Genomic DNA, 13,748 nt, shown 5'->3' with positions numbered 1-13,748 from the left:
GGGTTTTTGTGACCTGGCAGTCGATCGATTTACCGGCAATGTCCACCCCGGTACGAGTTCTCGATGCCACTGGCACGCTCCGGTGACATGCCACAGACTTAATGAAATACAGATAGGCTATTTCCGGCGAGCTGACCGGATACCAAAGAGATAAACCCTTGTTTGATCATATCAGCCCTGCTCGATTTCAAGGCAGCTTCATGACACGAATTAACAGATTTCATGCCGGATAGGTAGATTCCGGTAGCGGCGTACACGGCTCGCTGCGGCAGTAGGGGCGTGCGGCTCTGAAATGTCTCGCCTTGGCGTACGGGCGTATGTCGTCATCCAGGTACTCTATTGCCATTTCCGGCAATGCCGGACCGGATCACCGCTGCCGTATTGTCAGTTGGCGCCGCGAGGCCGCCCGTCGCCGCTACGCGATTCGCTCATACACGCCGTTGCGCTTGAATGAAGTCGCAAAGAAGAGCACCTGATACTGGATCGCATTGGCCCAGTACGTCCAGGTATGCCCGCCGGGACGCTCCGCGTAATCATGCGGCACGCCGAGTTCGACGAGCCGCTCATGCAGCGTGCGATTCGATTTGACAAAGAAGTCGTTGACGCCGCAATCGATGGTCAGCGCGATATGGGCATTTTCAAAGCTGCGGGCGTTTTCGATGATGGCCCTGCTGTTCCAATAGGAAGCGTGTCGAGTGGGGTCGCCGAATACATCGCTGATGCCGGGCTCGTCATCGCATGCGCGCGGATCGACCGCGCCGCTGATGCTCCCCGCCGCGCCGAAGGCGTGCGGCCGGTCCAGCGCGATGTGCAAAGCCCCGAAGCCGCCCATGCTCAAACCGGTGATCGCGCGGGCCTGTCTTGTGGCAATGGTGCGGAAATGCGCATCGACATAAGCGACGACTTCCGCGCCCACATAGGTTTCGTAACGGCTGCGCGGATCGACAGGGCTGTCGATGTACCAGCTCTCGTGGCCGCCGTCCGGCATCACGAGGATCACGTGATAGCGGTCCGCGAGCTTGCCGATTTGCGAATTCGCGGCCCAGTCGGTGTAGTCGCCGCCGGAGCCATGCAGCAAGTAGACAACGGGGAAGCGGCGGGCCTCTTTGCCGCGCGCGTACTCGTCGGGCAGCACGACGGTCGCTTCGAACGACTTATGCATCGCGGCGCTGGGAATGGCCACAACCCTGGACTGAAACGCCCAGACCGGGTTCGTGAAAAGCAGCGTCGGAATGAGCCAGAATGCACGAGCTAGTTTCATGGGTTGTCGCTCCCGTCCGTTCTGCTTGCCCGCAAGAAAGACCTCCGGTATCCCGCGGCGAAAATCCTCGAAGACTGTAGCAACGGCGACTTACAACCAAATTTCAGCGAAACATACGGTCTCGTCAGCTTGGGGCGGCGTGCGAGAGGCCAAAAGTTGTCCGACGCCCGGACCCGGCAGCGTCAACCACGAACCTGCCGGGCGCCGCGCCTAAACCCTGGGGTCAACCCGAATTGCAGCGAGGCCTTCACGCGCCTATCTTTCTACATCATACGTATGATGTAGAGAGTAAAGCATGGCAACTTTGCACCGGCAGGTTCTGAATCAGATGGGCGAGCAGATCTGCTCAGGCAAATTCATGCCCGGCGATATTCTGCCGGCCGAGCCTGTTCTCGCCGAGCAGATGCAGGTGAGCCGCATCACCATCCGTGAGACGATGAAATCGCTCTCCGCCAAGGGCATGCTCGAGGTGCGCCGCCGTTACGGCACGGTCGTACTGCCGCGCTCGCAATGGCAATTGTTCGATCCGGACGTGATCACGTGGCGTGCGCGGGCGGGCGCCATCGAGCCGAGTCTCGTCGAAGACCTGATGGAACTGCGCCTGATCATCGAGCCGAACGCGGCCAAGCTCGCTGCGAAGCGCGCGACCGAAGAGGATCGCGTCGCCGTGCGGCGCGCATTCAAGGCAATGGAGCGTGCGGTCGCCGGCCGGGGCGAGTACGTTCCCGCCGATCTCGCGTTTCACGGCGCCGTCCTCACCGCCTGCCACAACCAGTTCATCCAGCAGATGCAGAACGCGTTGTCGGCGATCTTGCGTACGAGCTTCGAACTCAGTTCCGAGATCGCCGGTGGTCCGGCCCGCTCGCTGCCGATGCACGAAGCGCTGTGCGTCGCGATCGAAAAGGGCGATCCGGCCGCGGCTGAACAGGCGGTGCTGACGCTCATCGAGCGTGCCGAGAAGGATTTCGAGGACCGCGCCGCGCTGAATCACAGCGCCAACGACCAACCCCTATAGTCGACTGCCCGGCAGCCTCGCTAACGGGCACCCCACACCAACGTAATCGCGGACGCTTCAACGTTCGCGAGGGGCGCACTCGCGCCTCGCAATTGAACATCGAGAGGATCAGCGCATGACACAGTTATTCGATCTGAGCGGCCGCACGGCACTCGTCACCGGTTCGGCGCGCGGCATCGGCTTCGCACTCGCCGAGGGTCTCGCGGCCGCGGGAGCCAGCGTCGTGCTGAACGGAACACGCGCCGATACGGTTGACGAAGCCGTCGACCGGCTCAAAAGCAAAGGATTCAACGCACAAGGCCGCGCGTTCGACGTCACCGACGAACGGGCTGTCGTCGACGCATTCGCGCAATGGGACAAGGACGGCGTGCAGATCGATATCGTGATCAACAACGCCGGTATCCAGTTTCGCAAGCCGCTCGTCGAACTCGAACTGAGCGACTGGCAGCGTGTGATCGATACGAACCTGACGAGTGCATTCGTCGTTGCGAAGCAAGCCGCACGACGCATGATTGCGCGCGGCACGGGTGGCAAGATCATCAACATCGGTTCGCTCACGAGCGAAGCCGCGCGCGCGACGGTAGGCGCCTACACGGCGGCGAAGGGTGGCATCAAGATGCTGACCCGCGCGATGAGCGCCGAGTGGGCGGCGTCGAACATTCAGGCGAACGCAATCGGTCCGGGTTACATCCTGACCGACATGAACAAGGCGCTTATCGAGAACGCCGCCTTCGACGCCTGGGTCAAGAGCAGCAATCCTTCGCAACGCTGGGGCAAACCGGAGGAACTCGTCGGCACGGCGGTGTACCTTGCGTCGCCGGCATCGAGCTATGTGAACGGCCAGATCATCTACGTCGACGGAGGCTGGCTGGCCGTACTTTGAAGCAGCTTTGAAGCAGGTTCGCGCGGGCACATCAAAACAAACAACGACTCGCGCCAAATAGTCCGTACGCCGTACCGATCTGGAGACATCATGGAAAGCGTCAAACCCGTAGCAACCCAAAGATGGTGGTATCTGATGCCCATCATCTTCATCACCTACAGCCTCGCCTATCTCGATCGTGCGAACTACGGCTTCGCCGCGGCGGCCGGAATCGACAAGGATCTCGGCATCACGCACGGCACGTCGTCGCTGATCGGCTCGCTGTTCTTTCTCGGCTACTGCCTGTTCCAGGTGCCCGGCGCGATCTACGCGCAGCGCAACAGCGTGAAGAAGCTGATCTTCTTCAGCCTGATCCTGTGGGGACTGTGTGCAGCGGCAACCGGCATGGTCAGCAACATTCCGATGCTGATGGCCTTGCGCTTCGTGCTTGGCGTGGTGGAGGCGGCCGTGATGCCGTCGATGCTGATGTATATCAGTCGCTGGTTCACGCGCAACGAACGCTCGCGCGCCAACACGTTCCTGATTCTCGGCAATCCGGTCACGGTGCTGTGGATGTCGGTGGTATCGGGCTATCTGGTGCACAGCTTCGGCTGGCGCGAGATGTTCGTCCTTGAAGGCTTGCCGGCGCTCGCATGGGCGGTGGTCTGGTGGTTCACGGTGAAGGATCGGCCGGCCGACGCGCCCTGGATGAGCGCCGCCGAAAAGACCGAGCTCGACGCGCGCCTGAAGGCCGAGCAGGCGCATATCGCGCCGGTGCGCGATTATAAGGCGGCGTTCCGTTCGTCGATCGTGCTGAAGTGCTGCGCGATTCACGCGCTGTGGAGCGTCGGCGTGTACGGCTTCATCATGTGGCTGCCGTCGATTCTCAAGACCGCTTCGACGATCGATATCGTGTCGGTCGGCTGGTTGGCCGCCGTTCCGTATCTCGCTGCGATCATCCTCATGCTGCTCGCGTCCTGGCTCTCCGACAAGACGCGCAATCGCAAGCTGTTCGTCTGGCCGCTGCTGCTGATCGGGACCATCGCATTCGTGGCTTCGTACCTGATCGGCGGCTCGCACTTCTGGATTTCGTTCGCGCTGCTGGTGGTGGCGGGCGCGACGATGTACGCACCGTATGGCCCGTTCTTCGCGCTCGTGCCGGAACTGATTCCGAGCAACGTGCTGGGCGGCGCGATCGGCCTTATCAACGCGTGCGGAGCGCTCGGCGCGTTCTGCGGTTCGTGGGTGGTCGGCTATCTGAACGGCGCGACCGGCAGCCCCGCCGTTTCATACATCTTCATGGCGTGCGCTCTGCTGGCCTCGGTCATCCTGATGATCACCGTGCCCGCGTATTCGGAGGAGCAAGCGAAGCGTGAAGGATCGCTCTCGCTGCGTCGCACGTAAGGCTCAACGAATTGCCCGCACCAGTCCTGCGTTCCCGGCGCATCGAGCCGGCCAGGACTGACAGCCGCCTGCCTGTGCGGCAGGCAAGCAAATCAAAGGGACCGCTGATGAAATTCCAAAGCACATCCACCTTGAGCAACGGGCAGGCGCGATCCGCGCTCGCAGTCAAAGCCACGAAAAAACGTTTCGTTGTCGGCTTCCTGCTGTTCCTCGGCATCGCGGTCAACTACATGGACCGCAGCAATCTTTCGCTGGCGGCTCCGCTGCTCGGACGCGACCTGAATCTGAGTCCTGTGCAACTCGGGTTGATTTTTTCGGCATTCGGCTGGTCGTACGCGATTCTGCAGATTCCGGGCGGCATGCTTGTCGATCGCGTGAAGCCGCGCCTCCTGTATGCAATCCTGCTGTGCGGATGGTCTGTGGCGACCTGCCTGCAGGCGATCGTGAACGGCTTCTCGACGCTGTTCGGCTTGCGCGTGCTGCTCGGCACGTTCGAAGCGCCTTCGTATCCGACCAATAACCGCGTCGTCACCACATGGTTCCCCGAGCGCGAGCGCGCGACTGCGATTGCGTTCTACACCTCCGGGCAGTACGTCGGCATCGCGTTTTTCATGCCACTGCTCGTTTATATTCAGGCCACGTTCGGCTGGCGCGGCATGCTCTTCTTCACGGGCGCCGCAGGGGTCGTGTATAGCGTGGTGTGGTTCATTTTCTACCGTGATCCGAAGGAGAGCAAAGCGGACGCCGCCGAACTCGATTACATCCGGCAGGGCGGCGGTCTGGTCGATGTAGGCGAGCAGGGCGGCGCGAGGAAAGGCGGCTGGGCCGATTTCAAACATGTGTTGAAGAACCGCAATATGTGGGGTGTGTTCATTGGCCAGTTTTGCCTGTCGTCGATCCTGTGGTTCTTCCTCACATGGTTCCCGACCTATCTCGTCAAGTATCGCGGGATGACGACCATCAAGATGGGATTCATGGCGTCGGTGCCGTTCCTCGCGGCCTATGTCGGCATTCTCTGTTCAGGGTTTCTGTCGGACTTTCTGCTTAGACGCGGGTTCTCGGTCGGCTTTGCGCGCAAGGTACCGGTCATTTCCGGGCTGGTGCTCGCAACGTCAATCGTCGGAGCCAACTATGTTCAGGACCAGACCGCGATCATTCTCTTCATGTCACTGGCGTTCTTCGGTAACGGCATGGCGTCGATCACCTGGGCGTTCGTCTCCGCACTCGCGCCGAAGAGCCTGATCGGGCTCACCGGCGGAATGTTCAACTTCATGGGCAATCTGTCGGCCGTCGCTGTGCCGATCGTGATCGGCATGCTGGTCAAGGACGGACACTTCGAATCGGCGCTGGTATTCATCGGATCACTGGCGCTCATTGGCGCGCTGTCTTATGTATTTATCGTCGGCAAGATCGAACGCATCGTGCTGCCCGAATGAGTCGCGTGGCGCGGCGGGGTCTTTGGCGCCAACGAAATTATTGAAACAGGAGTTTTTCATGGAAGCGCGCGCTTGCATATTGCACGCAGAAAAGGATTTACGGATAGAAGCTGTCGATGTGGCGGACATAGGGGAGAACCAGGTGCTGGTTCGCATCGGTGCCGGCGGAATCTGCGGGTCCGACCTGCACTACTACCTGCATGGCGGCTTCGGTGTGGTACGCGTGAAGCAACCGATCGTGCTCGGTCATGAAGTCGCGGGGACGGTAGAGGCTGTCGGCGGTAAGGTCACCCGCGTCAAACCCGGCGATCGTATTGCGCTGAATCCGAGCCGTCCGTGCGGACATTGCAAGTTCTGTCTAGCCGGAGAACAGCAGCATTGCGCGGACATGTGGTTCTACGGCAGCGCGATGCGAGTCCCGCACAGTCAAGGCGCGTTTCGCGAACTGATCGCGGCCGAGGAATATCAATGCGAGCCGGTCGGGACCGCGGTCTCGCTTGGCGAGGCGGCCTGTGCCGAACCTCTGGCCGTTGCGCTGCATGCGGTCAGTCAGGCCGGCTCTGTGACCGGCAAGCGCGTACTGGTGACCGGTTCTGGCCCGATCGGCGCGCTGGTGGTAGCGGCCGCCCGCTATGCCGGCGCGCTCGAAGTGGTAGCCACCGACATCCACGATGCGCCGCTCGCGAAAGCCACGGAAATGGGCGCCACCCGCACGCTCAACGTCTCGATCGAGCCGGGTCTGAAGGCAGATGAATTCACTGCGGAGAAGGGCTATTTCGATGTCGCGATCGAATGTACCGGCGCGGCGGCCGTGCTGAAGGACGTGATCCCAGCGTTGCGTCCGCGCGGCACCATCGTGCAGGTCGGCGTCACTGGCGACGTGCCGATTCCGATCAACGCGCTGGTCGGCAAGGAAATCCGCTTGCAGGGCGCGTTTCGCTTTCACGGCGAATATGCGCTGGCCGCGCGGCTCATCAAGGAAGGCCGCATCGACGTGAAGCCGATCATCACCGCCACGCTGCCTATCGAGCGCGTGATCGAGGCATTCGATCTCGCGGCGGATCGCAGCGCGCAGATGAAAGTACAGATCACGTTCTGATGAAGAACCGCGCAACCCGCGTCCGATTCATTGATTCGATTTTGGCAGACAGAAAATGGCAACCCTGATTACCGATGTAAAAGTCATCCTGACCGCGCCGGAAGGCATCAACCTGATCGTCGTGAAGGTGGAGACGAACCAGGCCGGTTTGTACGGCCTCGGATGCGCGACGTTTGCGTACCGGCATGTCGCGGTCAAGTGTCTGATCGAGGAATATCTGCGGCCGCTGCTGATCGGCCGGGACGCTGAGGCGATTGAAGAACTATGGCAGCTGATGCATCAGAACGCTTACTGGCGCAACGGTCCGATCGAGAACAATGCGATCTCCGGCGTCGATATGGCGTTGTGGGACATCAAGGGCAAGATGGCGAACATGCCGCTCTACCAGCTCTTCGGCGGCAAGTGCCGCGAGGGTGTGCCCATCTATCGCCATGCGGATGGCCGCGACCTGAACGAGTTGTGCGAGAACATCCAGAAATATCGCGAGCAGGGCATCACCCACATCCGCTGCCAGAGCGGCGGTTACGGCGGGGGAGGCTATGGCAAGGCTGCGTCGGGTGCGCCCCAGGGGGCACCGGATGGTGTCTATCTCGACAGCAGAAAATACATGCGGGAAACGCTCAAGCTGTTCGACGGCATTCGCAGCAAGATCGGTTTCGATGTCGCCTTGTGCCACGACGTGCATGAACGTCTGAAGCCGGTTGACGCGATCCGTTTCGCGTGCGAGTTGGAACAGTACGACCTGTTCTTTCTCGAAGACGCGATCGCGCTCGAAGAAGGCGACTGGATGCGTCAGTTGCGGGCGAAGACGATCACGCCTTTGGCGCAGGGCGAGCTCTTCAACAATCCGTCCGAATGGCGATTTCTGATCACCGAGCGCTTGATCGACTTTATCCGGGTTCACCTCAGCCAGATCGGCGGAATTACGGCGGGACGCAAGCTGCAAATCTTTGCCGAGCAATTCGGCGTCAGGACGGCGTGGCATGGTCCGGGCGACATGTCGCCGCTGGCGCATGCAGCGAACATCCACATCGACCTTGCGTCACGCAATTTCGGCGTGCAGGAATGGTCCGGAACCGAGCCGCCCAACTTCGTGATCCAGGAACTCAAAGGGCCGAGGGCAGCCTTGCTGGATGTATTTCCCGGCCTTCCTGAGTTCAGGAACGGATACGTTCATGCTAATGACAAACCGGGTTTGGGCGTGGACATCGACGAAGCCGAGGCCGCCAGATATCCGTGCGAAAACACCGTGACCACCTGGACGCAGACCCGGCTGAAGGATGGAACGCTTCAGACTCCTTGACCATGACGTTTCCTGCCCTGGCAGCGTTGAGCGGTGATTCGGGCCCAGACGTGGGCTTAAGTGCTCAACTGCGGCGAAACACGACGTGCGAAATCCTTTGCACAAGAAGCGCCGCCGCCAGCGACGCAACCGCAGTCAGCCAGACGCCGATATGAATCGACTGAACCAGCGCATCGCGTGCGGCGTCGATGAAGACCAACGGGTTCAGTCCAGACGGCTTCATATCGGCGACCAGCTTTGCTCTCAACGCTTCGTCGATGAGGATTCGCAAGTCGACAAAGCGCGGCAGCCACTGCGCGGCCACGGGTTCGCCAAGCACGCTCATGGTGCGCGTCACCACGTCGCGGTAGTGATGCGAGACGACCGTTGCCACGATGCTCGTGCCGAGCATCCCGCCCACCATGCGGGTGGACTGCAATAGCGCCGTTGTGATGCCGAAGCGTTCGCGTCCGGCAATTTCCTGCGCAAACACGTTCAGATTGTTGAGGATGAATCCGAGTCCGATGCCTATCGCAGTCATCGGCAGTTCGATCCAGAGATGCCGGGTCGATGCATTGGCAAACGCCAGGCCGATGGAGGCGAACAGCAGCAGGGCAAACCCGGTCGACAGTATTTTCGTGGGCCGGCGCAGATGAATGACGATGCGCGTATTCACCAGGCTGCCGATCGCGATACACGCTGCAATTGGTGTGGCGAGCAGACCGGCTTGTTGCGGTGACAAGCCGAACCCGCCCTGCAACAGAAGCGGCGCGAAAAAAATCAGCGAAAACATCACGAAGCCGGACAGCAGCGACAGCGCGAAGAGCGTGACCAGTTGCGCATCCCTGAACAGGTCGAGCGGAATGATCGGATGCGTGGCGCGCTTTTCGCAGACCAGCAACGCAACCGCGGCGGCCACCACGCACGTTGCCAGCACGAGGTTGCCGGTCGTCAAGCCATCCTTCGGCACCGCCTCGATGAATGTCTGCAGTCCGCCCAGCGCGAGCGCGACAAGTCCGGCGCCGAGCCAGTCGATACGCACCTCGCCTGCGCGAGGACGATGAAAGTTCGGCAGATGCGCCCAGATGAAATAGAGCGCGGCGGTACCCACCGGCAGGTTGATCAGGAAGGTGGAGCGCCAACCCCAATGCTCGCTCATCCAGCCGCCCAGCGACGGTCCCGCCGCGGTGCCGATCCCGTACGCCGCCGCCATGACCACCTGCCATCGAACCCGCGCGCGGGGATCGGGAAAGAGGTCGGGTATCGAGGCGAAGGCGGTGCCCACCATCATTCCGCCGCCGACGCCTTGCAGACCTCGCGCGATCGCGAGGAACAGCATGTTGTTGGCAAGGCCGCACAGCACGGATGCGGCGGTGAACGTGACGACCGCCGCGATGACGAAGCGTTTGCGGCCGAAATAATCGCCCAACCGGCCGAACACGGGCACCGTCACGACCGAGGCCAGCAGGTACGCGCTCGCAATCCATGCGTAGTACTCGAAGCCATGCAGTTCCGCGACGATCGAAGGCAGCGCCGTGCTGACGACGGTCTGGTCGAGTGCGACCAGCATGTTGACGAGGCCGATGCCGAGCATCGCGAATAGGGCGTTGCGGAAAGTGAGGGCAGGCGGGGCGAGGGTCACGGATAGGGATCGTACGGTCGGCGGGCGCGGCAGATTATACAAGCCCCGCGCGAGCAGCGACGAAGCCGCTTCAGCGCGCGACGCTGCGTGCTCGAGCGTGGATCAAGCGAGCCCACGGCCCAGTCCACCCGGCGCGGATCGATGTTTCGATGCGCGTCGAAGCATGCGGCCGATAAACCGATATATGCTCGGCCCAAGACTCGGAGACCGTCATGGAGACTGTTATATATACGCAGCCTAACCTCTCATCCACCGCGTTCCTGATTGCCGACGCGGCTCGCGCCGCGATGCTGATGGCGCTGGCCGATGGCCGGGCGCGGCCTGCCGGCGAATTGGCGTATGCAGCCGGCGTGACCGCACAGACGGCGAGCAGCCATCTCATGAAAATGCTGGACGGCGGCCTGCTGATGGTCGAGAAAGAGGGCCGTCATCGCTATTACCGGCTCGCCGGTCCCCATGTCGCAACCATGCTCGAAAGCCTGGCGCTGGTCAGCGCAAACCGGACCGTGCGCCGCAAACCTTTGAGCCGCGCAGCCGAAGAGTTGCGCTTCGCCCGCTGCTGCTACGACCATCTGGCCGGACAGGTCGGTGTCGTCATTGCTCAGGGTCTGGTCGAGCGCGGCTATCTCCGTGGGGGCTGCGATCGGCAGTTCGAGGTCACGCCGTCGGGCTCGGCATGGTTCGGCCGTCTCGGGCTCGACGTGGCCGCGCTTAGGCCGGGTCGGCACGGCATTGCACGCCAGTGTCTGGACTGGACCGAGCGGCAACATCATATTGCCGGCTCGCTCGGCGTTCACTTGCTGAACCTGCTTTGCGCTAAAGACTGGGTGCGGCGCGCAGAATCGTCACGGGCGGTTCAGGTCACGCCGCGCGGCTGGGCAGGTTTGCAGGAGCAGCTTGGAATGACTGCCGCGTCGCTGGAATCGAGCGGGTATGCTGCTGCCGGTCACCGCGATTAGCGCCTGGGATCAGGAAGGCAATCGATCCGGCGTTCCATTCCAGCATTGACCTTGCGCCTGTTGCAACGCATCGCAATCCATCGCAATCATTACGCGCGTGTGACAGGTAGGCGTTTAAGCAGTCTGGATGCGGCTAGGGAAAACAACCATTCTTTTAAATATTCCTCTCCCGTACCTTATTTCGCTGCTGAATTCTCTATGGCGAACCCACCGCGGTTGTTCGGTCCCATGCGAAGCACTTCAGGACTGACGAATGAGCGCGCGAGGTGCAGCGATATTCCTATTCGAGCGCGCAGGCCAAGGTGCCGTCTAGCGCGACTGTGGTTCTTGACCCACGCTATTTCAGGGAAACGATGACCACCGGATCTCGTAAAAGCGGCTTTGCCGCGCTTGGCCCAATCTCCTGGGGCACCCATCTTTGTCACTTCTACGAATCGCGTAGCGAACTACTCAGCGTCACGGCGGATTTCCTGCACGCGGGCCTCGCCAATCGCGAAGCAGCCGTGTGGGTCGCGCCGGCCTTGCTCGGACCGGACAAAGCCCGCTATATGCTCACGCGGACGGCGCCCGCGCTGACCGAATATGTCGACTCCGGACAGTTGCGGATTATCGATGGCGCGCAACTCTACGCGCGCCCTAAAAGCGGCTTCGACGGCGGCGCCACCGTCGGCTTGTGGTCGACGGCGATCAACGAGGCGCTCGGGCGCGGCTTCGAAGGGCTGCGAGTCGCCGGCGACGCGGTCTGCAACGAAACCACCGACTGGGCGGCCTTGCTCGATTACGAAGCGGCCCTGAAGCAGCGGCTGGCCGCTCGCCCGATCATCGGTTTGTGCACGTACTGCGTGCAGCGGCTGCGCGCGGCGCAGACCCGCGAAATCGAACGCTTGCACGATGCGATGATCGAGCCGCCGCAAGCCGAACCCGTGCAATGGCCGCGCGCACAAGGCGGCGCGCAGAGCGTGCCACATGCCCGCATCGCGACCGCTGACGAGCAGACTGACGACGAAGCGAAACAATCCGCCATTGGGCCGATGATCGGCCATGAGATTCGCGACGCGCTCACGCCGCTCGGTCTGATCGCTCGTCTGCTGAACGTTCAGTATGGCCACGACGAGCAGCTTGCGCGATACGCGCTTCTGCTGTCGCGGCAAGCGAACCTGCTGGGTCAATTGGCGCAGCAATTGATGGAGCAGCCCGTCAACGCTCAGCGCGCGAGCACGGATGAGCCCGTTGTCGAGGCGCCGGCGTGTCAGTTGCCGGATACACCGCATACGCCGCATACACCGCTTACGCGAGCCGTGCATCCGGACTGCGTGGATATCGGCGACCTGCTCGCGCATTGCATTCAGGTCGCCGAAGCGGGCGTTCCCGCGCATGCGCCGATTCGTCTGACGGAAAGCAGCGCGCCGCTGCGGGTGCAGGGCGACTTCGGCAAGCTGACCCAGGTGTTCGTCAACCTGATGCTGAACTCGCTCAAATATTCCGCGGCCACGGATGCCGTGAAGGTGATGGCGGCTCGCGCCGGCCGTTACTGCTACGTCAGCGTGCGCGACAACGGCGCCGGCATCGCGCCCGGCGAACTCGCGACGATCTTCAAGCCGTATGCGCGCGGTCTCGCGGGCCGCGCGCAGGCTGCCGATGGTCTCGGGCTCGGCTTGTCGGTGGCCCGCGATATCGTCACGGACCATGGCGGCACCGTGGCGGCGTTCTCCGGCGGTCCAGGCGCGGGCTCCGAATTCGTGGTTCGCTTGCCGCTCGCGAGCGTGGCCGTGACCGCGCAACCGGCGGCGCACACGCCGGAAACAGAGGCGGACCGCGCGGTTTGCGCGGCGCCGGCCGCGCCGGGCGTGCCCGGGTAGCGCGCTGCGCGTATCGTCCGTGCGCTTTTCCGCAGACATTTGTATCGCAATGTATCTGCGGTTCGCACCGATACACAACCTTGCAGTCGGCCGGTTTCGCGACACAAGCCAGATACCTCCGCGGGTTCCAATACTCAGTAAGCGCTTTCGCGCAACGGGATTGAACCTCGATCGGAGAGAAAAATGTCGGACTTTGCTACCGAGCGCGGCCGCGCCGGCCTCGCCGCCGACCGGCGCGATCCTGCGAACCTCGTCTGGAAGGACAACTCGCCGAAATGGCATTTCGACGACGCCACCTTTGCGCGCACGGCGGCCTCGTTCGACAATCCTGATTACGTCAGCATCGTCATCCACAACTATCGCTGGCGGCTGAGTCTTGCGGCCGGCGAGCCGCAATACGACGAACTCGAAAAGCGCCTGGCTTCCGGGCCGGCGATCACGATGGACGGCGATTCGGACGGCGTCGTGCCGGCTACGGATGGGTCGTCCTATGCCGGAAAGTTCTCGGGGAAACGGACGCACCGGATCATCAAGGGCATCGGCCATAATCTGCCGCAGGAGGCCCCGCAAGCGTTCGCGCAGGCGGTCGTCGACGTCGCAGGATACTGAACCGCAGGGTTTCCACGGCGCGTCCCGGTTGAGTGCAATGTTTTGTGTCGGGCGTCGGGCCGGATACAGTGCGACATAAAACGTCGCCCATGTTCGGGTATAAAGCAGGCATCGCCTGTTTGCCTCGATGGCGCCGATCCGGCTACGCCGGATGCCGGCCCCGCCGATGGCGCAAGCCTCTCCATGGTGGAGGACGCATGAGACGATTACTGGCGATCTTCGCCTTCCTCGCGGGCGGGATCGCAGCGGAAATGGCGCATCCGGTGAACTGTCTGCTGGTCAACGCGAGCCGGGCGCAGGTAAAACGCAAGAAGGAATGA

At 62.1% G+C, this 13,748-nt stretch carries 11 protein-coding genes and 1 pseudogene; 10 read left to right on the top strand and 2 right to left on the bottom strand.

Translation table 11 applies throughout. The annotated features are described in order from the left end of the window. Positions 1-415: 415 nt before the first annotated feature. A complete protein-coding gene (locus DLM46_RS37010) occupies positions 416-1,261 on the bottom strand; it encodes an alpha/beta hydrolase (RefSeq protein ID WP_115109620.1) in 846 nt (281 codons plus the stop codon). Between the two features lie 295 nt (positions 1,262-1,556). Here DLM46_RS37010 and DLM46_RS37005 point away from each other — a divergent pair, with 295 nt between their 5' ends. From DLM46_RS37005 to DLM46_RS36980, 6 genes are all read left to right on the top strand, one after another. Beyond that, a complete protein-coding gene (locus DLM46_RS37005) occupies positions 1,557-2,276 on the top strand; it encodes a FadR/GntR family transcriptional regulator (protein ID WP_115109618.1) in 720 nt (239 codons plus the stop codon). A gap of 115 nt (positions 2,277-2,391) precedes the next feature. Next, entirely contained in the window at positions 2,392-3,159 is a 768-nt protein-coding gene (locus DLM46_RS37000) for an SDR family oxidoreductase (protein ID WP_115109616.1), read from the top strand. Between the two features lie 90 nt (positions 3,160-3,249). Continuing rightward, entirely contained in the window at positions 3,250-4,542 is a 1,293-nt protein-coding gene (locus DLM46_RS36995) for an MFS transporter (RefSeq protein WP_115109614.1), read from the top strand. A 107-nt stretch (positions 4,543-4,649) separates the two neighbouring features. Next, a complete protein-coding gene (locus DLM46_RS36990; protein ID WP_115109626.1) occupies positions 4,650-5,978 on the top strand; it encodes an MFS transporter in 1,329 nt (442 codons plus the stop codon). A gap of 58 nt (positions 5,979-6,036) precedes the next feature. Next, on the top strand, positions 6,037-7,077 hold the full coding sequence (locus DLM46_RS36985; RefSeq protein ID WP_115109611.1) for an L-idonate 5-dehydrogenase: 1,041 nt from the start codon (positions 6,037-6,039) through the stop codon (positions 7,075-7,077). A gap of 55 nt (positions 7,078-7,132) precedes the next feature. Beyond that, entirely contained in the window at positions 7,133-8,380 is a 1,248-nt protein-coding gene (locus DLM46_RS36980) for an enolase C-terminal domain-like protein (RefSeq protein WP_115109609.1), read from the top strand. A gap of 64 nt (positions 8,381-8,444) precedes the next feature. Here the strand turns inward: DLM46_RS36980 and DLM46_RS36975 are convergent, their stop codons facing one another. After that, entirely contained in the window at positions 8,445-9,953 is a 1,509-nt protein-coding gene (locus DLM46_RS36975; RefSeq protein WP_115109607.1) for an MFS transporter, read from the bottom strand. 260 nt (positions 9,954-10,213) lie between these two features. Between DLM46_RS36975 and DLM46_RS36970 the strand changes: the two genes are divergently transcribed. From DLM46_RS36970 to DLM46_RS41065, 4 genes and pseudogenes are all read left to right on the top strand, one after another. After that, the gene (locus tag DLM46_RS36970; protein ID WP_115109601.1) at positions 10,214-10,960 is read left to right on the top strand and encodes an ArsR/SmtB family transcription factor; all 747 of its coding nucleotides are present in this window, start codon (positions 10,214-10,216) and stop codon (positions 10,958-10,960) included. Between the two features lie 353 nt (positions 10,961-11,313). Further along, complete coding sequence (locus DLM46_RS36965) at positions 11,314-12,819, top strand: MEDS domain-containing protein (RefSeq protein WP_115109598.1); 1,506 nt, start codon at positions 11,314-11,316, stop codon at positions 12,817-12,819. A gap of 192 nt (positions 12,820-13,011) precedes the next feature. Continuing rightward, positions 13,012-13,428: pseudogene (locus tag DLM46_RS36960) on the top strand (alpha/beta fold hydrolase); the annotation flags it as partial. 197 nt (positions 13,429-13,625) lie between these two features. Then, positions 13,626-13,748, top strand: coding sequence for a hypothetical protein (locus tag DLM46_RS41065; protein ID WP_279635269.1), 123 nt, complete (start codon positions 13,626-13,628; stop codon positions 13,746-13,748).

The sequence above is a fragment of the Paraburkholderia lacunae genome (assembly GCF_003353175.1).
GTDB lineage: Bacteria > Pseudomonadota > Gammaproteobacteria > Burkholderiales > Burkholderiaceae > Paraburkholderia > Paraburkholderia lacunae.
Note: the sequence above shows the minus strand (reverse complement) of the source record. Positions and strands in the feature narration are given on the sequence as shown.